A 21,344-nucleotide genomic window follows, 5' to 3' on the forward strand; every position below is an offset into this window, starting at 1 on the left:
GAAAAGAACTATGACAGAAGAAGTCGTTTTAATGAAAGGTAACGAAGCCATCGCGCACGCGGCTGTACGCATCGGCGTGGACGGTTACTTCGGATATCCTATCACTCCCCAATCGGAAGTATTGGAAACTCTTGCCGAGCTGAAGCCGTGGGAAACGACCGGAATGGTCGTCCTCCAGGCCGAAAGTGAAGTTGCGGCAATCAACATGGTATACGGAGGCGCAGGAAGCGGAAAGATGGTAATGACCTCGTCTTCAAGTCCGGGTGTCAGCCTGAAGCAGGAAGGAATCTCCTACATCGCAGGCGCCGAGCTGCCCTGCCTCGTGGTGAACGTGATGCGCGGAGGGCCGGGACTGGGCACAATCCAGCCAAGCCAGGCCGACTATTTCCAGGCCACAAAGGGCGGAGGGCATGGCGACTACCGGCTTATCGTGCTGGCTCCGGCATCCGTGCAGGAAATGGCCGACTTCGTTGACCTTGCCTTCAAGCTGGCATTCAAATACCGCAACCCGGCCATGATCCTTGCCGACGGAGTAATCGGGCAGATGATGGAGAAAGTGGTGCTTCCGGCACCCCGCCCGCGCCGCACCGAAGAGGAAGTGATCGCGCAATGCCCGTGGGCATCAACCGGATGCAAGGGACGCAAGCCGAACATCATCACTTCGCTCGAACTCGACCCGGCCGTGATGGAACAGCGCAACCTGCATCTTCAGGCCAAATATGCGGAAATCCAGGAGAAGGAAGCCCGCTACGAAGAAATCCACTGCGAAGATGCCGAATACCTGATCGTCGCCTTCGGTTCGTGCGCGCGCATCGCGCAGAAGTCGATGGAGCACGCACGCGAAATGGGCATCAAGGTAGGACTGCTCCGCCCCATCACGCTCTGGCCCTTCCCGGGCAAAGCCATCAAGGAAAGAGCCGGACAGGTGAAAGGCATACTGGTGGTGGAACTCAACAGCGGACAGATGATTGAAGACGTGCAGCTGGCCGTCGAGTGCAAGGTTCCGGTTGAACATTTCGGCCGTCTGGGCGGCATCGTTCCCGATCCGGACGAGGTGATTGAAGCAATCCAGACCCAACTGATAAACAAGCAGTGACATGAACATCCAACTGATTAGAAACATACTGAACATTCTGTTCATGGTCGGAGCCGCCGCCTCCATTGTCCTTTTCTTCACCGCAAGCGAGGACTATCCTTTCCTGTACATCTATGTATGTATGGTTTCAATCGTCATCAAAATGGCAGAGTATGTACTGCGTTTCTTGCAAAAAGACAAAATTAAAAGAAGAAGGAGAAGAACATTATGACTAAAGAAGATATAATGAAGCCCGAGAACCTGGTTTATCAGAAGCCTCGGCTGCTGAACGATAACCCTATGCACTATTGTCCGGGATGCAGCCACGGAGTAGTGCACAAGCTGATTGCGGAAGTGATCGAAGAAATGGGGATGGCCGAAAAGGCTGTCGGCATCAGTCCGGTGGGCTGCGCCGTGTTCATGTACAACTATCTCGACATCGACTGCCAGGAGGCCGCCCACGGACGCGCCCCTGCCCTGGCCACCGCCATCAAACGCCTGTGGCCCGACCGGCTGGTGTTCACCTACCAGGGCGACGGTGACCTTGCCTGCATCGGAACGGCGGAAACGATCCATGCGCTGAACCGCGGCGAAAACATCACCATCATCTTCATCAACAACGCCATCTACGGAATGACCGGCGGACAGATGGCTCCGACCACGCTGCTGGGCATGAAGACTTCAACCTGCCCTTACGGACGCATCCCGGAAGTGCACGGCTATCCGCTGAAGATGACCGAAATAGCAGCCACCCTGCAGGGGACCTGCTACGTGACCCGCCAGTCGGTGCAGTCGGTAGGAGCCATCCGCAAGGCGAAAAAGGCCATCCGCAAAGCTTTCGAAAGCTCGATGCAGAAAAAAGGCTCAAGCCTCGTGGAAATCGTTTCGACATGCAGCTCCGGATGGAAGATGACTCCGGAAAAGGCAAACAAATGGATGGAAGAGAACATGTTCCCGTTCTATCCGCTGGGCGACTTGAAAGATACAACTGAAACCAAATAAATCCTGAATCGTATGAAAGAAGAAATTATCATAGCCGGCTTCGGCGGACAGGGAGTGCTTTCCATGGGAAAGATTCTCGCCTATTCGGGACTGATGGAAAACAAGGAGGTGACATGGATGCCGGCATACGGACCGGAACAGCGCGGAGGTACGGCCAACGTGACCGTCATCATAAGCGACGAGCGCATCTCCTCTCCGATTCTCAGCAAATACGACACCGCAATCATCCTGAACCAGCCCTCGCTGGCCAAATTCGAGAGCAAGGTGAAACCGGGCGGCGTACTGATATATGACGGATACGGAATCATCAACCCTCCCACACGCAAAGACATCCGCGTGTTCCGCATTGACGCCATGGACGAAGCGAACGAACGCAAGATGGCCAAGACGTTCAACATGATCGTGCTGGGCGGTCTGCTGAAGATCCGTCCGATCGTATCTGTCGAAAGCGTGGTCAAAGCACTCTACAAGACGCTTCCCGAAAGACACCACCACCTGATTCCGATGAATGAAGAGGCCGTAAAAATCGGCATGGACATCATCAGGGAGGTGGAAAAATAAAGGAAACAGACCGCAGACAAGGCAAACAGACACGGAGCCGCAGAGAAAATGCCGGATGCTCATCCGCATAAATCCCTGAAGCTCCGTGTTTCTGCGCACGGCCGCCTGACAATCGCAGCGCGGCTCCATGCCAGAATCCGGCCGATCATTCCGGCTTAACTTGTTTTTTGACTGCCACTCTTATCTTTTCGCATTTTTATTGTATCTTTGTCCCGTTATGAAAAAGATACTTTTTGCAGCGATACTCATCCTCTTGTGCGGCAATCTTGTTGCGCAGAACATGATACAAAACCAATACAGTCAGTACGGCACATCTGCTTCCGGCCTCAACAGCAACCAGTATGACCGGAACGGAAATCCTATTGACACTACTTCTGTCATAGATGCCAACACGATACCTATCGGACTTCACGCATGGAAGATTGAAGAAAGGTTCGGAGAAAGGACACCCGTACCTGTAGACACGCTGATGCACGGATTCCAGAACACCAACGACACCGGAGGTCCCACCGGACACTATTCTTTTTTGGGAAACCTGGGAGCGCCGCGCATCTCGCACGTATTCTTCGAACGCAAGGATCCGGGACAGTTCTTTTTCTATGACCCGTACGATTTCACGGTACGCAAGCCGAGCGACGTCATCTACACCAACACAAAGTCGCCCTTCACCAACCTCACTTACTACAAGCAGGGTGACGGCAGGTATGGAGAAGAAAGGTTCAAGGCTTATTTCGCCGTAAACGTAAACAAGCGTCTGGGATTCGGATTCGACATCGACTATACGTACGGACGAGGAAAATATCAGAACCAGTCGACCGCCCTTTTCAACGGAAACCTCTTTGCATACTACCACGGCGACCAGTACGAAATGCATTTCAACTTCATCAACGAAAACCTGAAGGTGGCCGAAAACGGAGGTATAACGGACGACAGATACGTAACGAACCCGCTGGAAATGGCAGAAGGGGAACGCACATACGAAACCTACAACATTCCCACCAACCTGGTTGACATCTGGAACAACAACACAGGCTACCATGCGTTTCTGACACACCGCTACAACCTGGGGTTCTACCGCGACGTGACGCAGGAAAACGATACGGTCACCAAGCAGGTATTTGTCCCGGTAACGAGCTTCATCCATAGTGTCAAGGTGGATGTAGACCGCCGAAAATACGTGTCATACGATGTAAGCCAGAACAACGATTATTTCGAGCACAACTATCTGGGAACCGACTCATTGGACGTAACCCGCCATTTCTCCATCAAGAATACGGTGGGGATTGCCCTGCGCGAAGGTTTCAACAAGTGGGCAAAAGCAGGGCTTACCGCTTTCATGAGCTTTGAACACCGCAGCTTCACCATGACGGACACCATCACCGGAAATCCGAGACAGCGAATCGCTACCGCACACAAGGAGAATGTGCTGTCAATCGGCGGACAGCTGATCAAGCAGCAGGGAAAGACTTTCCACTACAATGTGACAGGAGAAATCGCGATGCTGGGCGAAGATGCCGGACAGTTCACGGTGGAGGGAAACGGGGACTTAAATTTCCGCCTCTTCAACGACACTGTAAGACTGGAGGCCAACGCATACATCAAAAACCTGAATCCGACTTTCTACTTCCGTCATTTCCATTCCAAACACTACTGGTGGGACAATGACCTGTCGAAAATAATGCGCACCCGCATCGAAGGGAAGCTGAGCATAGACCACTGGCGCACCCAGCTGAAAGCCGGAGTGGAAAACATAACCAACTATACATACCTGGACAATGCTTCCGTAAAATACACCGCCGAGAACGGAGATGTGAGCTACAAGAATGACATGGCCGTCCGGCAGCATTCGGGAAGCATCCAGGTGTTCAGCGCAACCCTGAGGCAGGACTTTAAGCTGGGAATCCTTCATCTGGACAACGAAGTGACCTATCAGAAAACAAGCAATGCAGACGTGCTCCCGCTGCCGGAACTCGTGCTTTACCACAACCTGTACATCAAGTTTGCTCTGGCAAAAAAAGTGCTCAACATAGAAATGGGAGCCGATCTGAGGTATTTCACCCAATACTATGCGCCCGACTATGCGCCTGCGATCGGGCAGTTCTATCTGCAAAACCGCGATACCAGATACAAGCTGGGAGCTTATCCGATGATTAACGGATATATCAACCTGCACCTGAAACGGACAAGAATCTTTGTGCAGATGTATAACCTGCTTCAGCGCGACGGCGACAAGAGCTACTTCTATATCCCGCATTATCCGCTGAATCCCCGTATCCTGAAAATCGGAATCTCGTGGAATTTCTTCGACTAACGCCAACAACCCTCTACATTCATGCTAAGGAAACACACATATTATCTGGCAGCAGGCGGAATTGTCGTCTTGCTCATCATAGGCGGACTCATCAGTGAAAAGAAGGATGCAAAAGAGCAGACCGCCCCGAGAGATTATCCGGAAATAATGGAAGCGGGAGCACTGAACGCCGTAACAGAATACAACGCCATCAGCTACCACGTGGACAAAGACACCATCGACGGATTCGACTATGAACTGCTAAACGCATTTGCCGAAGAAAAGAAGCTGAAGCTTTCGGTTACTCCGGAAATGAGCTTTGAGGAAAGGCTGGAAGGAATAGTCAAAGGGAAATATGACATTCTGGCAACAGGAACGGTGGTTACCACCCAGTTCAAAGACTCGCTGCTTTTCACAAAACACATCCTGCTAAGCAAGCAGGTGCTGGTGCAGCGGAAGAAAGAAGAAGGAAAAGACAGCCTCTATATCAACAGCCAGCTGGAGCTGGGACACAAAACGCTGCACATCATAGAAGGCTCTCCAGGACTGCTGCGCATCCATAACCTCATCAATGAAATCGCGGATACCATCTATATCAGACAAGTGAAAGACTACGGTCCCGAACAGCTGCTGGCAATGGTTTCGGCGGGCGACATCGACTATGCCGTATGCGACGAAAACATCGCTTCGGCCTCACTTGCCGCATTCCCGAACCTGGACATCAGCAAAGATATCGGATTCACCCAGTTTTACGCATGGGGAGTAAACAAGCATTCGCCCGTCCTCCTCGACACGCTGAACAACTGGCTGGAGAGATACATGAAAACGGACAAATACAAAAAACTGTACAAAAAATATTTCAACTAAACTTTCAGGCCTATGAGAATACTTGAGAACGTAAACTGGGGCTTCATCGGCTGCGGTGAAGTGACAGAGAAGAAGAGCGGCCCCGCATTCAACATGATTGAGGGATCGAAGGTTGTGGCGGTGATGAGCCGGGAAGAAGAAAAGGTAAAGTCGTACGCCATGCGGCACGACATCCCAAACTGGTATACCGATGCCCAGGAACTTATCGGGGACGAAAATGTAAACGCAATCTACATAGCGACTCCCCCTTCGTCGCATGCCACATTCGCCATCATGGCCATGAAAGCAGGAAAGCCGGTGTATATCGAAAAGCCGATGGCCGCCAGCTACGAAGACTGCACACGCATCAACCGCATCTCCAAGGAAACGGGCGTGCCGTGCTTTGTGGCGTATTACCGGAGGTATCTGCCCTACTTCCAGAAAGTGCGCCAGCTGGTTGAGGAAGGAGAAATCGGCAATGTAATCAATATACAGATCCGCTTCGCCCAACCTCCGCGCGATCTTGACTACAACAAAACGAACCTGCCGTGGCGCGTGCAGCCCGACATCGCAGGAGGCGGTTACTTCTACGACCTTGCCCCTCATCAGCTGGACTTGTTGCAGGACATGTTTGGCTGCATTCTTGAAGCGGAAGGCTACAAGAGCAACCGGGGCGGACTGTATGAAGCTGAAGACACCATCAGCGCATGCTTCAAGTTCGACTCCGGACTTCCCGGATCGGGCTCGTGGTGCTTTGTCGCCCATGAATCGGCAAAAGAAGACCGCATTGAGATAATCGGCGACAAGGGAATGATCTGCTTCTCTGTCTTCACCTACGAACCGATAGCGCTTCACACGGAAAGGGGACGTGAAGAGATTCTGCCGCCCAACCCGCCGCACGTACAGCTCCCGCTGATCAAAGCGGTGGTAGAACACCTCCAAGGCAAAGCCATCTGCACGTGTGACGGCATCAGTGCCACGCCGACCAACTGGGTGATGGACCGCATTCTGAACAAGCTGTAAGAAACAGGGCGCACCAAAGAACAAAGCCGCAAAGTCCGGAATCTCTTCTGAACTTTGCGGCTTCAGTCTTTTCTACAATATGTATTTCGCTTAAAAACGCACGCCTAAAGTAAACAGCAGCTGATGACGGTTGTGGTTAACTTTCGCTGCAGAATTACGCCCTACAATCGAGTTTCCGTCATCGGAAAAGCGATAGTCGTCAAACATATAAAAATCCGACTTATAGAAATCATATCTATATGCCACATCGCAATAGAAAGCCGAGCCTCTATATCCAAGTCCCAAAGTCACAGTGTTGCGTGCCTTCAGATTATGGTACTCCGGATCCGTGCGTGTTTCATCAAAAATAATCTGATCTGCATAGTTCGTGACCAGATTCGGAACATAACGGGCAGAATTGTCCTTAATCGGTGAAGTCACATAATTATACCCTGCACGGAAACTGAATGCGGGAGAAAACTTGGCTTCCATCCCGACACGGAAAGTATGCGTATCCTTCAAGTATTTGTCTACAGCTTCATTGGAGGAAGTGAGATCATAATTGTCCAGATCCTGGAACTTCACCGAACCGTATGCCGCATATTCGTATTCCGCACCGATAGCCAAGACATCACTGACGGTTGTACCCATGCTTACATTCACTTTCCACGGTGTATTCATCTGGTACTCCCACACATAGCTTCCCCCAGAAAAATAGTCCGAAAGATTCTCTGTATGTGGTTGAGGCATAGCCAACACATCCGTACTCAACGAAGCATGATAGCGGTCGGTCACAGAATACCACACAGGAGTATGCACTGCCAGACCGATGCGGAACGGAGAATACTCGAACGGACGGATAATAGCTCCAAACTTCAAGTCGACTCCTGTTCCGTCGGCACTATACCAGTTATTCAAGGTAAAGCCACCGTTATCGTTCCCGTTGTCATCAAGAATATTTTCATAATACGACGAATAGCGGTTATAGTTGATGTCATAGATGCCCAATGTCAGTCCGAAATAGAAACGGTCCTGCACGTTGAACGAAACATTCAGGTCATAAGCATTGATGCCCCCTTCTTCACGGCTGTAATACTCGCCGCTGGCACCGTTCCAGCCCATCATATAGAAACCGCTGTCGTCTGTCACATCATCCACCAGACCGGTACGCACCCCCATCGAACCAAGGAACGGAGTGCCATAATAATTAGATGAAGTATAGGGGTTTTCTGCGTCAAGAAGGGCGTTGTAACTGTCCTGTGTCGCATATGCCCCCGTTCCCAACATCATATCCTGCATCTGCCATGTCAGCGACGAGCCGTTCAAGCTCCCTCCCGAGGAGAACTGACGGTTGAAGTTGGCCACCTTATGATAATTGAAAGCAAAGTTCAGATAACGCAGGCTGGTCTTGTTGCCTATCTTCGAGCTGTATACGATGCCGGCCTGATCAAACGAGGCACGTGTGCGGTCATCTTTCAGCACCGTACCTTCCAAGGTGCTCTCGGTCATATTTTTATTGAACCCGAACGACACAGACACATCGTGGCTTCTGAACAGGCCGATACCTGCCGGATTTGTCCCTATCACAGAAATGTCCGCTCCCAGAGCACCCATTGCCCCGCCCATGCCGACAAAACGCGCAGTACCGTTCAACTCAGATCCCGAAATACGGGCCGCATCATATTGAGTTTGGGCCATGGCGGACGATACCGCCATGAAGGCCACTCCCAAAGAATATATTCTATTTTTCATTTTCTTCCATGTTTTTTCAGTTCATTCATTATGCACGTCATCTTCTGCGGCCGCCTCCGCCGCCTGAAGAGCGAGTTACGCTTCCGCCTCCGCCAGAACCACGACTGAAGCTACTGCCGCTGCCCCGGCTGAAACTGCTGGAACGGGAAGTGTTCTGATAACTGCTGCGTGTATTCGTGTTATAATTCCTCTGATTCCCGTAATTTACGCTGCGACGGGTGCTGCTCGGACGGTTATAAGTAGAGCCGCTGCGGTCCACTCCCATACTCGGACGCGTATATACGCCCTGTGAACGCGATCCGGCACGTGTTCCCGTAACCGTTTCTCCCCGTCCGCGAATGGCAGTTCTTCCTGAACGCACGGAATTCACCTCACCCCTTGTTCCAGACGATCCCTGCACGACGCGTCCTATTGAAGAACGGCGCACGGAAGAAGCGCCCCGACCCAAAGCGATATTTTCCGAAGGGCGACGCACGCCGTAGACAGTTCCACCTGAAGAACGGCGCGTCACCGAAGTTCCAGCCCGCTGATACCTTGACGGACGGTAGTCGGTGTAGTCTCCGCGCCAGCCGCCTCCCCATCCGTAATAAGGATAGTGATGGTGATGCCAGCCGCCCCAGTAGCCTGCATACCAGCCGCCGTACCAGCCGCCCCAATAGCCGCCGTACCAGTATGGAGAATACCAGCTGCTGTAATACCACGGAGAGTACCAGCTCCACCCCCAGCCCCAGCGCGGACCGGCTATGCTCCAGTTCCAGCGCCAGTCCCACCACAGCGGATTGGAATAGGTCGGGAATACATAAGCATAAAGCCCGTCATCGTATACGTTCCAGTCCCACGAAGGGAAAGCGCCGTATACCACGTCCCAGTACAGCGGACTGCTGACCGGAATGGCATACGCCGGGCTGCGGAAGCGGACGATCCGCATGGCATATTCATAGTCATCCTGCGAACCTTCGAAACCGTTCACCCATTCTCCACGCTCGCCAACGGGCTTCTCCTCGATATATAAGGTATCATTCCGATAGCTGAACGTATTGTCGCGCGAAGTATAACGCCGGTTGTACTCGTCTACATCGCGCATCTTTCCAGCAGCATCCTTCACTACAACCGTAGATCCCGGAGCCGCATACACAGTTGTGTTCGACGACTGTTTCGGAACCGCCACCGTCCTCTCAACCGGAGCGGCGGCTTCCTTCTTCGCTTCCGTCTTCTTTTTCGGAACGAAATAAAGGTCGTCGTTACTCTGAGCCATCACCAGCCACGGAAAGCCGGCCAACAGCAGCGAAGCAAATATTCTACTTTTCATCATATCGCCTTAATTTTATAATTCCCCTTTTTATTCTGATACAAATTTAGGAAGTTATTCGGAGTCTGCAAGCAGGAAATCCCTATTTCCGCATAGGGATTTCCCTAAAAGCTGTATCTTTGTGCACGGACAAACAACGATCCGGCGGAACCATGTTCCGCCACACTAAACCCGCGATATACGTATGAAATATTTTGAAGTAACCTTTAATGTGCAGCCGTACAGTGAAACGGCCACCGATGTACTGTCGGCACTTGCAGCCGACATCGGATTCGAGAGTTTTGTTGAATGCGAAAAGGGCATGAAGGCCTATATACAGCAGGCATTGTTCGACGAAGACACGCTGAAGCAGACCGTAGGAAACTTTCCCATTCCCGGCACGGCAATCACCTATACCATCGACGAACCGGAAGACAAGGACTGGAACGAGGAATGGGAAAAGAATTTCTTCCAGCCGATTGTCATCAGCGACCGGTGCGTCATCCACAGCACTTTCCACAAAGATTATCCGAAGGCGGAATATGACATTGTCATCAACCCGCAGATGGCTTTCGGCACAGGACACCACGAAACCACCAGCTCCATCATAGCCGAGCTGCTGGACGCAGACCTCAGCGGAAAATCGGTGCTCGACATGGGGTGCGGAACTTCCATCCTCGCCATACTTGCCAGCATGAGAGGGGCCGATCCCGTAACCGCCATCGACATCGACGACTGGTGTGTGAACAACTCGCGCGACAACATCGCCCTGAACCGCATCTCAAACATTACGGTAGAACTGGGGGACGCATCCCTGCTGAAAGGACGGAAACCGTTTGACGTGATCATCGCCAACATCAACCGGAACATCCTGCTCAACGACCTGCCGGCCTATGCCGCCTGCATGCATCCAGGCTCTGAAATCTACATGAGCGGCTTCTATGTGGAAGACATCCCTGCCATCCGCGAAAAAGGAGAAAGCCTTGGAATGGAGTTCGTGCACCACCGCGAGAAGCGCAACTGGGCCGCAGTGAAGCTGGTCATGAAAAACCCCGGTTCCGCCGGCTGACAGAAACAGCCTCTTCCGCCAGTGAAATACGCTGGCGGAGGCGTAAATACATTCATCTCCAGCCTGGAGATATGCATCTTTAGCCTAAAGACGTGTATCTTCAGGCTGGGGATTTGTATCTCTAGGCTGGAGATACAGAATCTGATGTGCAACCATTCATTTTCCGCCGTCTTTAAACGAAATCCGGAAACTGTCATCTCGTAACCAACAAAAGCGCGTCAACCGCTCCTCCCCAACAGCAATATGCAGACAATCCAGCACAGACCTTCCGTCACATCATCGGACACCCCGGCAGCTCTTGCCATGCCGGAATAGTCCAGACAGGCAAAAAACAGAAGGACAAAATACAAAGTGACAAAGTATGAGGCCTTCCGCGCAAACAGAAAAGCCATGCCCCGGACAATATCACGGTCGGACACATAAGTGTCGGAAGAGAAACCGTAAACAACCGATGCCAGGCCAATTCCCAATGATATCAGACACCAGATGCCCTCCTCGAACGACGACCCGGAAAGCGTGCCGCTCACGCTCCGCACCAGATTCCACGGTCCCCACGCAAGAACAGCAAGCGCACAAAAATAAACAAGGAAAAAAGACACAGACACAAACAAGGCATGACGTTCCTTATGCGAAACAGAAGCTTTATGCCTAAAAAACTTCAGGCAGATTCTCCAAAGACCGGAATGAAAGAACAAGCCGCAGCCGAGAAACAGGACCAGCACGACAGGAACAACCTCCGAACAGACATAAAGCTTGCCCGCATAATGAAGCATCCAGCGCAGGCCTTCGCCGCTGAACAGACTTTTCACCCCCTCCCACTCGTAAACAGTGCCTACCCACGACATAAACGCAGCAAGCACCGTGAGCAGGAAAAAGCAAGCGGCCGGATGCAACAAGGATTTTCTATTCATCGTCAGGCTCCAGGTTATCGATATCCAAAATACGTAGTTCGAAGGCCCGTGTCACCAGCCGGCAGGCATTTACGCCAGTACGTTCGCTGGGCTTGAACAGGCGGTTGACAAGCTCGTTCTGACGCTTCTCTATCGACTTGACCCCAAACGGCATGCCTTTGAGGTTTGTGATCATTTCTTTCGTATACCCCAATGCCAGATGACGAAGCAGGCGTTCGTCATATTCGTCGATATCATAATCCACAATCGCTTCCTGCCTGCGCTGTTCCGCTTCAACCGTCTGCTTGAAACGCTCTACGATCTTCTCAAGAATCGGATAATTGAATACCAAGCGTTTGCCGTCCATAACAGCCTGCACATCGGTTGCTGTAAGCAGTTCGCCGGTTTTCAGGATGATACCCACCGCCCCTGCATTAAGCGCGTCGACCCAAAGTTTCTCATTGAGCACCTCGCCCGTAAAGATAAGCACTTTCAGTTCCGGACGTTCCCGATGCAGACGGGAGCATATTTCAACACCGATTGTAGTCGAGCCTCCCAGTCCAAGATCGAGCAACACCATATCGGGCGTCTTCGCTTCAAGCAGCGTCCAGAACTCTGCTTCGGTCATAGCTGTCCCTATAACTTCAGCATTGGGTATCTCATGACGAAAAATCTCTTCAGTTCCTTTCAATTCGAGTTTTACGTCTTCAACAATAATCACTTTAAATTTATCCATATTATGCAAATTCTGTCTGTTTTCATTTGTTCTTCCTTCGGAATGGTACAGTGAACCATACTGCAAATCCACCGCCCTCTGCCCGACAAGCGTTTATACGGCAGCCTCTCTTTCCTGCAAACTCATCATGATCACGAACAATCTGCTTGCAAACAAGGTATTCTGTCCCGGTCAAAGTCATCCCATCGGCTCCGCCGCACATTCTCCGTTTGTCGGGATAAAAAAGACCGTTCAGTTCTTCCGGAGTCATCTCGCGCCGGCTGTCGATAAAGTCAGTCCGCACGAAATCGCCATCCTGACGGATTATCAGTTTCAGATGCCCCGGCATCCGCACGCGCACGGCTTCGTCTATCAGGTTTTGCAGGAGGAAGAGCAACAGCACGGGATCACCTGTAGCGCAAAGAGGTTGCGATTCAACCGTCAGCTCCACGGCAAAATCCTGCTTACGCATCAGCTTGCTGAAGTATTTCATTCCCTCGTCAGCCAACGCTTTCATGTCAACTTCCATACGCCGGAAAGTCACTTCTTCCAACTGGCGGGCGGCACACGATGCCAGCAGCGTAAAGATATCTTTATAATATTCCACCAGCTCCGCCATATCATCCAGCACCGCCTTCTTCTCCATTCCGTCCATTTCGCCCAAGCGGTTTACCATCTGCAAGATACGATTCGGATAATAAACCGTTTCGTGTTTGATTGTAGAAAGGCAATTATCAAGCACCATATTCTGAACGTGAAGCTGGTTTTCTTCAAAAAGAACCCGTCGGGCCTCATCTTGAGCCAGTTCGATGTCGCGGCACTTGCGGCTGACCTGCACTATGGTATTATACAAGATGACTGCCAGATAATTGCAGACCAGTTCAACCAGCAGCCTGTCTTCTTCACGGATATCGGAACGTTCGGCCTTCAAAGCCAGCACGCCGATACAGCGCGAGTCGCCTCCGGCCTCTATCCACAAAGGCAGGCAGCTCCAACCGCCTTCTCTGACCCATGATGGCTTGCCCGTCTCGTAGCATTTCCGCAAATATTCCTCCCAGTCCTCACCGTCCGCCTTCTGGCGGCACGTAAATCTCAGACTGTGAGTTTCTTCATCCATTACAGCCAAGGCCAGATTCTCCAGCGGAAGCAATTCATTCATTTCAACAAACATCGCATCCAGCACATCAGAAGCGACATTATTTCCTTCGGCATTCAGCGAAGCGGAAAACACTGCCTTGTTTACGGCAAAAACCTGCTCCATATTGTAACGGTAGCGGAAACGGCGGCGGAAATACAGCACATAATAGGCGATGAAGCACCCCAGAACGATGATGACGAATATCGACAAGGCTATCAGTTTGTTTCCTGCCGACTGACGCATCTGAAGACAGTATTCCTCTAATGACGAATCACGGCTCAAACGCTTGTAAAGCGAAACGTAAGCCGCATTGTTATAACGGTAACGACGAAAATCCTTCAATGCCAAAGAAGCGACCGCCGCTTCATTCCGCACATCAAGCAATATATAATAATCCGTATCAAAACGGTTGGCAAGCCACGTAAGTTCACCCGCTTCATCCGTATCGTACAAAGACAGCAAAGGCGATTTCCGCCCCGAATATTCCAGATAGTGCGTGTTCATAAAGTACAGCACACTGTCGGCCAGCCGGATGGCAGTCTGGTAGTCCCCGTTCACATTGCAGTCGTACACCCAGTTGGCGTAATCATTAGCTATCGCAAGCAGGCTGTCATAATGCGACACATGCAATGGATCCGCGGCGGCCGAAACAGTTCCCGACGTAGCCTTGGAACAAGCTCCCAGCCCTACAGCACAAACCATACCTGCAGCCAACAGCGCGCGGCTGATTCCCTTCGGCAAACGAAAGTAAAAACGGCTTCCCTTTCCCGGAGCACTTTCAATGCGGAACAGGCACACATCAAACACCTTATTCGTCTTGCGGTACTTCTCGATTATGCCCTTGCAGTTCATCAAGCCGAACCCATGGCCTTTCTGCTTGTGAAGCTGCGACACGTCCGACGCCGTATCCATGCCTATAACACTTGAATCATAAACCTTCTCATCGAGAATCCGATGGATGTCACTCTCAGAAAGTCCGGGGCCGTCATCGGTAACCGACACTTCCACATAGTTTTCGCCCTCGTCCGCTTTAAGTTCAACGTGTCCTCCCTCCTGCGTATATTTCCGGGCATTGTCCGCCAAGGTATTGATCATGAACAATGTCAAGGCCTTGTCTGCCTTTACAACGGCATCCGTATCCTTTACAACAAGCTGCAGATGTTTCATTTCAAACGAACGCCGTCCCTTGGCTGCCACGGCAAACAAATCCCGCAAGGCGAAATTCTCAATCTTCAGACTCAGCGTTCCCTGGCGCAGTTTAATCCACAAAGCCAGAATATCGTTGTATTCATTGATCTTATCAGCCAGTTCGCCTATATAGTCCAGCCTCATCCGGCTGACCTCATCATTCTGCCGAAATGCCTCTGTCCGAAGTTTCCGGATCTCGTTCACCATCCGGTCTATAAACGGAAGTATGCCCGTTACGATCGAAAGGCAAGCCTTCTTCACTTCATTTCTGCATTTGTTGTCAATCAGATGCTGTCTGTGGATATACTGCTCTTTCTCGAGCTGTTTCTTCTCATCGTCAAGCGAAACAAGATTCAATCCGTTTTCAATGGTCCACGCCACATAAGGCAGAAGCAGATTCAACAAAGCCATATCCTCTTTATGCAGTGCGGCAGAAAGAAAGAGCCGCAACGTTCCTACCTGAACTGTCTTTCCCGGAGAAACCAAAGCGAACGAACGAACTGTCCTGTCATCGTCCGGGACAGCCTCTTCACCGTCCATATCTGCAAGACATATCTGCAAGTCAGACACTCCGAACATCGCATCCAGACCTTTCCGCAATGTTTCAGACACAGCCAAAGCCACCTCGTCCTGCGATACAGCATCGGCAGGAACAGAGCCTGTAATATGCTGGCAAAGCAAAAGCACCTGCTTCAGCCTTTCCACATAAGCAAGATTCTTCTTCCTCCAATAACGGTTAAGCACCACAAACAGGCAGGCAAACGCGAACAGCCCGCCGATAACCATAACCAGAAGCACATTCAACTGCCTTCCCTCACGCTCCAGCGCGACGTAACGGCTTTCAAGTTCCTTGTCCTGACGGGTATAGTCAAGAATATCCAGATAAATATTCCGGTTATAGTCAGACTCGGCCTTCATGCCCAAGGCCGAATAGCTCCGGCTCAACTGTTCACGCAATCGTGCGACCCATTCCGGAACAGTCTTGATTCCCTCCTCATTAATCCACTTCAGCTCGATCGAAGAAGCCGCATTGGGAATAAAGGTACGCAGGCGGTCGGTTGTATCCTCACAATGATAATACCTCTCATGATGGAGGTTCACATAATCCAATGCTGTCTGCAAATTGGGAAGCGCCTTTTCCGACTGTCCCGAATAATTGTAATAAGTGGCAATCGTGCGGTATGTCCCCGATATCTGATACCAGTCGCCATACTCCTTGAAAAGCTTCAGGGCATGACGGGCAAAACGCAAAGGCAAGCTATCGACGGAGAGTTCTTCCGGGTTGACCATACGCAGCAGTCCCGCCCTTTCCCGGACCAACAACTGCCGGTTCCTCCTGAAGTTGAGCATCTCGGCCATAGCCTGCAACGCATTGGCTTCAAAGTAAATATAACCGCTATCAGAGCTTGCCTGCAAACATTCTACAAGATACGAGAACTCTCCAAGTACCGTTTCTTCACGTGTCGGTGCCTGATACATTCCTCCCGACCCTCGCATATACATATAATACAGCCATTGCCCTCGGTCGTTGCGCAACGAGCTGAGCGGAATGGAATCAATGGAAGCCAAAGCCTCGGCTTCCTGGTCCAGATAATAATAATAGACTCCTGAAACGATATAGAATTCGGACAGAGCATAATCGAAACGTTTCTGCAATCTCTCATCCTGAAGCCTGCCTTCCTCCCGAATGCGCCGGATGCGATTAAGCGCACTGTTTCTATAATCATAGAACTCTTTGTTCATCGAAGTACGCTGGCAGATTTTCATCATTCCCACATCTGCGACCAGACGCTCTATTTCATTTCTTCCTGCATCAGTCGCACGTTTGTAAAGCGAAGCGGCGCGTTCGAAATCCATCCGCATGAATGCGCAGAAAGCGCGGTTGTTCAAGGCCTCCGCCTTCTTTGCAGATCCTCCCTCTACGGCCAGCTTCCATGCCTGGTCCGCCAGACGGGAAGCTTCTTCAAGGTTCTTATAGCGCATTTCATATGAAAGACAATTCAGCGAATCGACCTTTTCGTCGTTCAGTCGGCTGGCAGAAGGCTTGCATGAGGCCAGCACCAGCATCCAGAGCCATGCTACCCAACCGATACCGTCTTTCAAATCATATAAAACCATCGTCCAGATAAAAACATTTATACAAATGTAGGAAGTTCCGGCCAAAAAGAAACGCTTTCCTCTTTAAAAAATAAAAAACGGCTTGAAAGAAATTCTTCCCAGCCGATGCAGACAGTCCGTTTCAGACACATATATAAAAAGAAGGAGTTGCTTCATGTTTTTACCAACAAGTCTGCAATTCCTTCTCTTGCACAAAAATGCACCACGAGTCTTATTTCTTTGATTCGTCCAAAGAAACCTTTCTGAATTCCTTCAAAGCCTTTTCCAACTCCAAAGATGCCTTGCGTGCACGAGTTCCTGCAGCTTTGTTTCCCTTTTCAATCTGCAGATCTGCATCTGTCATCATTGAATCATACAATTCTTTGATTTTTGCAACAATTTCATTCATAATCTTATTTTCGTTTTAAATTAAACATATTCAAATGTAAACACATTTGCTTCAAACTGAATATTTCCGCCAGCTTTTTTTGCATCTTTTAATACAATCATTTTCTTTTTGTACAAATCAACCAAGTTCCACCCACATTTTCAAAATTCTACGTGTTTCCGGAGTCACTCTGAACCGGTTGTCGGCACGTTCTCCCACCAGCCATACAATATCTTTTCCCGCACAAACAACCATCTGCCGTTCCTTGTCGAAAAGCGACTTCTTGCAATCCCGCAGATAGTTTCTCACGGACTTGAAGCCCTTCATGCCGAACGGAACGAACTTGTCGCCCGAACGCCACTTGCGCAGGAGCAATTCATCTCCGGCCTTGTCAGCATCCAGATAAGCCACCGCTCTGTCCTTCGGCACATCAAAAGGAGCCTCAGTCAATATAATCTCATGCCGCAGCACAAACATGCGTTCATCTCCCTGGCGCACCCTCCACCGAAGATTCCCATGATCTGTCACCAACACATACCCGGAAGTTTCAAACATTCTGCCCGACTCACCCAGCCGGAGGCAACAAAAAATATCATCCAGCTGCGAAGCGTTTACCCCCAGCGGATACAGCACTTCATGCAAGACGGATCTGGGGGCAGGCTCACGCAGCAAAACAGCTCCGTCAAGCATGTTTTCTCCTGCCAGCACACGCTCTGCGGCTTCGGCCACCGCCCGATGATACACTTCAGCCACTTCCTCCAGCCGAGAAGCCGTTCGGGATATGCTTTCGACAACCGACGGATTGACAGACTCAAGCAGCGGAATCACCTCCAGCCGGAGCTTGTTGCGCGTAAACTCGCTCTGAAGATTCGTACTGTCAGTCACGTAATCCTGACCGAGATATTTCAGATAATCCAATATATCTTCCCTATCCACGCAAAGCAGCGGACGGACCACCTTTCCGTTCACCGCACGAATCCCCAGCAAGCCGTCTATTCCCGTGCCTCTGACCAGATTCATCAAAAAAGTTTCCACGCTGTCATTCCGGTGATGAGCCACCGCAACCACTTTCGCATCCACAGCTTCCGACACACGGGCAAACCACGCATAGCGCAAGTCACGTGCGGCCATTTCAACGGATATCCCCTTATCAGAGGCATAGCCCGCCGTATCGAAATCTGTCTTGTGGAGCTTTACTCCCAAATCTTCAGCCAGCGAAACGACAAACTTCTCATCGCGCACAGATTCTTCCCCGCGAAGATGGAAATTGCAATGCGCAGCCTCGCAATGATAGCCCAGACGAAGCAGGACACGAAGCAGCGCTACCGAGTCGGCCCCGCCGCTCAACGCCACAAGCACCTTGTCGCTTTTACCGAACAAGCGCTTTTCTTGTATGAATGCACTTACTTTTTGTTCAAACATAATGCAAACATATAAATTTCCCTCCACAATTGCCGTCCGGGAAAAACGATTCTTGCAACCGGACCGCTTTTATTTAAAAACAATCTAAATAATTTGCATGAACCGATACAATAATCTATTTTTGCACCAAACTAAAAAAATAAAACATGAGATTGTCTGAATTAGAAACCGGCCAGAAAGGAATGATTGTCAAAGTGCTCGGTCACGGAGGCTTTCGCCGGCGCATCATTGAAATGGGATTCATCAAGGGAAAAACGGTAGAAGTCATACTCAACGCCCCGCTGAAAGATCCCGTAAAATACAAAATCATGGGCTACGAAGTGTCGCTCCGGCGTCAGGAAGCCGCCATGATTGAAGTCGTAAGCGAAGAAGAAGCGCGCACGCAAAACAACGAAGACACATTTCTGAAGCCGATCACCCAGAACACACCGGTGCCGGAAGAAACGATGAGGCGTCTTGCCCGGGGCAAACGGCGCACCATCAACGTGGCACTGGTGGGAAACCCGAACTGCGGAAAGACTTCACTGTTCAACGTTGCCTCGGGAGGACACGAACACGTAGGGAACTACAGCGGGGTAACCGTCGATGCCAAAGAAGGGCACTTCGATTTCCAAGGCTACCACTTCCGCCTGGTAGACCTGCCGGGCACCTATTCGCTTTCGGCCTACAGTCCTGAGGAACTTTACGTCAGGAAGCATATAATAGAAGAAACCCCCGATGTCATCATCAATGTCGTAGACGCGGGAAATCTGGAACGGAACTTGTATCTTACCACACAGCTCATCGACATGAACGTGCGGATGGTTATCGCGCTGAACATGTATGACGCGCTGGAACACAGCGGGAACAAGCTCAACATACACGGGCTGAGCGAACTGCTCGGCGTGCCTATCGTGCCCACCGTCAGCCGTACAGGCAGAGGCGTTGACAACCTTTTCCACGTCATCATCGGGCTTTATGAAGGAGCCGACTTCATGGGGCAGAAGAAGGAAATAAAGAACGAAGTGCTGCGCGAGTTCCGCGAATGGCACGACCAGTGCGTGCAGGGACACAAGTATGAAGGCCCGAAAGAGGAAGACCCTTTCGCCCACCAGAGCTTCATCCGCCACATCCACATCAACCACGGGCCGGAAATCGAAGCGAGCATCGACGCCGTGAAAAAGGAAATATGCAAGAACGACAATATCCGCCATGAGTATTCCACCCGGTTCCTTGCCATCAAGCTCCTGGAAAACGACAAGGACATCGAGAGCAGGGTTGTAGCCCCGCTGCCAAACGGCAAGGATATCCTGGCTGTGCGCGACAAGGAAGCGGAGCGGCTGAAGCGGGCTGTGAACGAAGACAGCGAGCAGGCAATCACCGATGCCAAGTATGCATTCATCTCGGGCGCGCTGAAAGAAACCTATACCGAGACCAACACAAACACCGAAGCGTTCACCCGTGTGGTCGACAGCATTGTCACTCACCGCATCTGGGGATTCCCCATATTCTTCATCTTTCTGTACATCATGTTCGAAGCCACCTTCGTGCTCGGAGCCTATCCGCAGGCATGGATCGAATGGCTGGTGGAACTGATCGGGACAGGAGTAGAGCACTTCATGTCGCCCGGACCGCTGAAAGATCTGGTAATCGACGGCATCATCGGCGGTGTGGGAGGCGTCATCGTGTTCCTTCCGAACATCCTGCTGCTCTACCTCTTCATCTCGTTCATGGAAGATTCGGGCTACATGGCGCGCGCGGCCTTCATCATGGATAAAATCATGCACAAGATGGGACTTCACGGAAAGTCGTTCATTCCGCTCATCATGGGCTTCGGATGCAACGTTCCTGCAATCATGGCCTCGCGCATCATAGAGAGCCGCAAGGCACGGCTGGTCACAATGCTCATCAACCCGCTGATGTCGTGCAGCGCCCGTCTGCCCATCTATCTGGTCCTGATCGGCGCGTTCTTCCCCTCCAAAGCCAGTCTGGTGCTTCTTTCCATCTATGCCATCGGCATCCTGCTGGCCGTACTCATGGCGCGCGTCTTCACCAGATTCATCGTGAAAGGCGACGACAGTCCGTTTGTGATGGAACTTCCGCCCTACCGGATGCCGACCGCCAAAGTTGTGGCACGCCACACCTGGGACAAAGGCAAGCAATACCTCAAGAAAATGGGAGGCATCATCATGATCGCTTCCATCATCATCTGGTTCCTGGGATACTATCCGAACCATGAGGCATACGCCACAACCGCCGAACAGCAGGAAAACTCGTATATCGGACGTTTGGGAAAAGCTATCGAACCGGCCATCGAGCCGCTCGGCTTCGACTGGAAGATGGGAATCGGAATCCTTTCGGGAGTCGGCGCGAAGGAGCTGGTCGTAAGCACACTGAGCGTGCTTTACACCAATGAAGACGATGTAGAGAACATCAACCTGTCCGAACGCATCCCCATCACACCGCTGGCCGCCTACGGCTACATGCTGTTCGTGCTGATTTACTTCCCCTGCATCGCCACAATAGCGGCCATCAGGCAGGAATCGGGAAGCTGGAAATGGGCAGCCTTCGCCGCCCTCTATACCACGGCTCTTGCCTGGATCGTTTCATTCGCTGTCTATCAGATAGGCAGCCTGTTCTAA

At 51.2% G+C, this 21,344-nt stretch carries 16 protein-coding genes; 9 read left to right on the forward strand and 7 right to left on the reverse strand.

Translation table 11 applies throughout. The features are described 5' to 3' along the window. Positions 1-10: 10 nt before the first annotated feature. From QUW60_RS00170 to QUW60_RS00200, 7 genes are all read left to right on the forward strand, one after another. On the forward strand, positions 11-1,096 hold the full coding sequence (locus QUW60_RS00170) for a 3-methyl-2-oxobutanoate dehydrogenase subunit VorB (RefSeq protein ID WP_258338245.1): 1,086 nt from the start codon (positions 11-13) through the stop codon (positions 1,094-1,096). A gap of 1 nt (position 1,097) precedes the next feature. After that, positions 1,098-1,307 carry a hypothetical protein gene (locus tag QUW60_RS00175; protein ID WP_258338244.1) on the forward strand — a complete coding sequence of 70 codons (210 nt, stop codon included), beginning with the start codon at positions 1,098-1,100 and terminating at the stop codon, positions 1,305-1,307. Next, positions 1,304-2,077 (forward strand): thiamine pyrophosphate-dependent enzyme, encoded by a 774-nt coding sequence (locus tag QUW60_RS00180; protein WP_289557992.1) that lies wholly within the window; start codon positions 1,304-1,306, stop codon positions 2,075-2,077. The genes QUW60_RS00175 and QUW60_RS00180 overlap by 4 nt, the downstream gene beginning before the upstream one ends. Before the next feature lie 12 nt (positions 2,078-2,089). Next, positions 2,090-2,638, forward strand: a complete 549-nt coding sequence (locus tag QUW60_RS00185; RefSeq protein WP_289557994.1) for a 2-oxoacid:ferredoxin oxidoreductase subunit gamma family protein — start codon at positions 2,090-2,092, stop codon at positions 2,636-2,638. Positions 2,639-2,855: 217 nt separating this feature from the next. Continuing rightward, entirely contained in the window at positions 2,856-4,949 is a 2,094-nt protein-coding gene (locus QUW60_RS00190; RefSeq protein ID WP_289557995.1) for a putative porin, read from the forward strand. A 21-nt stretch (positions 4,950-4,970) separates the two neighbouring features. Continuing rightward, positions 4,971-5,795, forward strand: a complete 825-nt coding sequence (locus tag QUW60_RS00195; protein WP_258338240.1) for a transporter substrate-binding domain-containing protein — start codon at positions 4,971-4,973, stop codon at positions 5,793-5,795. A gap of 12 nt (positions 5,796-5,807) precedes the next feature. Then, entirely contained in the window at positions 5,808-6,797 is a 990-nt protein-coding gene (locus tag QUW60_RS00200; RefSeq protein ID WP_258338239.1) for a Gfo/Idh/MocA family protein, read from the forward strand. Positions 6,798-6,887: 90 nt separating this feature from the next. Here the strand turns inward: QUW60_RS00200 and QUW60_RS00205 are convergent, their stop codons facing one another. Together QUW60_RS00205 and QUW60_RS00210 are read right to left on the reverse strand one after the other, a co-directional pair. Next, a complete protein-coding gene (locus QUW60_RS00205; RefSeq protein WP_289557997.1) occupies positions 6,888-8,528 on the reverse strand; it encodes an OmpP1/FadL family transporter in 1,641 nt (546 codons plus the stop codon). Positions 8,529-8,565: 37 nt separating this feature from the next. Next, complete coding sequence (locus QUW60_RS00210) at positions 8,566-9,837, reverse strand: hypothetical protein (RefSeq protein WP_289558175.1); 1,272 nt, start codon at positions 9,835-9,837, stop codon at positions 8,566-8,568. Between the two features lie 184 nt (positions 9,838-10,021). Here QUW60_RS00210 and prmA point away from each other — a divergent pair, with 184 nt between their 5' ends. Beyond that, positions 10,022-10,885: a 50S ribosomal protein L11 methyltransferase gene (gene prmA, locus QUW60_RS00215; protein ID WP_258338237.1), complete on the forward strand. Its 864-nt coding sequence runs from the start codon at positions 10,022-10,024 to the stop codon at positions 10,883-10,885. Positions 10,886-11,103: 218 nt separating this feature from the next. On the opposite strand, the gene QUW60_RS00220 is transcribed toward prmA, so the two are convergent. From QUW60_RS00220 to tilS, 5 genes are all read right to left on the reverse strand, one after another. Beyond that, positions 11,104-11,796, reverse strand: a complete 693-nt coding sequence (locus QUW60_RS00220; RefSeq protein ID WP_289557998.1) for an AbgT family transporter — start codon at positions 11,794-11,796, stop codon at positions 11,104-11,106. Beyond that, entirely contained in the window at positions 11,789-12,511 is a 723-nt protein-coding gene (locus QUW60_RS00225) for a DUF5932 domain-containing protein (protein ID WP_258338235.1), read from the reverse strand. The genes QUW60_RS00220 and QUW60_RS00225 overlap by 8 nt, the downstream gene beginning before the upstream one ends. A gap of 22 nt (positions 12,512-12,533) precedes the next feature. Next, positions 12,534-16,934 (reverse strand): DUF5113 domain-containing protein, encoded by a 4,401-nt coding sequence (locus tag QUW60_RS00230; protein ID WP_289557999.1) that lies wholly within the window; start codon positions 16,932-16,934, stop codon positions 12,534-12,536. A gap of 211 nt (positions 16,935-17,145) precedes the next feature. Beyond that, positions 17,146-17,322 (reverse strand): Hc1-related histone H1-like protein, encoded by a 177-nt coding sequence (locus tag QUW60_RS00235; RefSeq protein WP_258338233.1) that lies wholly within the window; start codon positions 17,320-17,322, stop codon positions 17,146-17,148. Between the two features lie 117 nt (positions 17,323-17,439). Further along, the gene (gene tilS, locus QUW60_RS00240) at positions 17,440-18,723 is read right to left on the reverse strand and encodes a tRNA lysidine(34) synthetase TilS (RefSeq protein ID WP_289558000.1); all 1,284 of its coding nucleotides are present in this window, start codon (positions 18,721-18,723) and stop codon (positions 17,440-17,442) included. 146 nt (positions 18,724-18,869) lie between these two features. On the opposite strand from tilS, the gene feoB reads away from it, so the two are divergent. Beyond that, entirely contained in the window at positions 18,870-21,344 is a 2,475-nt protein-coding gene (feoB, locus tag QUW60_RS00245; protein ID WP_258338231.1) for a ferrous iron transport protein B, read from the forward strand.

Source organism: Bacteroides gallinaceum, from assembly GCF_030373775.1.
In the GTDB taxonomy this organism is placed as follows: domain Bacteria; phylum Bacteroidota; class Bacteroidia; order Bacteroidales; family Bacteroidaceae; genus Phocaeicola; species Phocaeicola excrementipullorum.

What these genes read in the sequence shown, in the direction of transcription:
- QUW60_RS00185 (WP_289557994.1), top strand. Translation starts at nt 2,090, where the DNA reads ATGAAAGAAGAAATTATCATAGCCGGCTTCGGCGGACAGGGAGTGCTT.
- QUW60_RS00175 (WP_258338244.1), top strand. Translation starts at nt 1,098, where the DNA reads ATGAACATCCAACTGATTAGAAACATACTGAACATTCTGTTCATGGTC.
- QUW60_RS00195 (WP_258338240.1), top strand. Translation starts at nt 4,971, where the DNA reads ATGCTAAGGAAACACACATATTATCTGGCAGCAGGCGGAATTGTCGTC.
- QUW60_RS00170 (WP_258338245.1), top strand. Translation starts at nt 11, where the DNA reads ATGACAGAAGAAGTCGTTTTAATGAAAGGTAACGAAGCCATCGCGCAC.
- QUW60_RS00220 (WP_289557998.1), bottom strand. Translation starts at nt 11,796, where the DNA reads ATGAATAGAAAATCCTTGTTGCATCCGGCCGCTTGCTTTTTCCTGCTC.
- QUW60_RS00190 (WP_289557995.1), top strand. Translation starts at nt 2,856, where the DNA reads ATGAAAAAGATACTTTTTGCAGCGATACTCATCCTCTTGTGCGGCAAT.
- QUW60_RS00225 (WP_258338235.1), bottom strand. Translation starts at nt 12,511, where the DNA reads ATGGATAAATTTAAAGTGATTATTGTTGAAGACGTAAAACTCGAATTG.
- prmA (WP_258338237.1), top strand. Translation starts at nt 10,022, where the DNA reads ATGAAATATTTTGAAGTAACCTTTAATGTGCAGCCGTACAGTGAAACG.
- QUW60_RS00205 (WP_289557997.1), bottom strand. Translation starts at nt 8,528, where the DNA reads ATGAAAAATAGAATATATTCTTTGGGAGTGGCCTTCATGGCGGTATCG.
- QUW60_RS00235 (WP_258338233.1), bottom strand. Translation starts at nt 17,322, where the DNA reads ATGAATGAAATTGTTGCAAAAATCAAAGAATTGTATGATTCAATGATG.
- QUW60_RS00210 (WP_289558175.1), bottom strand. Translation starts at nt 9,837, where the DNA reads ATGAAAAGTAGAATATTTGCTTCGCTGCTGTTGGCCGGCTTTCCGTGG.
- QUW60_RS00200 (WP_258338239.1), top strand. Translation starts at nt 5,808, where the DNA reads ATGAGAATACTTGAGAACGTAAACTGGGGCTTCATCGGCTGCGGTGAA.
- tilS (WP_289558000.1), bottom strand. Translation starts at nt 18,723, where the DNA reads ATGTTTGAACAAAAAGTAAGTGCATTCATACAAGAAAAGCGCTTGTTC.
- QUW60_RS00180 (WP_289557992.1), top strand. Translation starts at nt 1,304, where the DNA reads ATGACTAAAGAAGATATAATGAAGCCCGAGAACCTGGTTTATCAGAAG.
- feoB (WP_258338231.1), top strand. Translation starts at nt 18,870, where the DNA reads ATGAGATTGTCTGAATTAGAAACCGGCCAGAAAGGAATGATTGTCAAA.
- QUW60_RS00230 (WP_289557999.1), bottom strand. Translation starts at nt 16,934, where the DNA reads ATGGTTTTATATGATTTGAAAGACGGTATCGGTTGGGTAGCATGGCTC.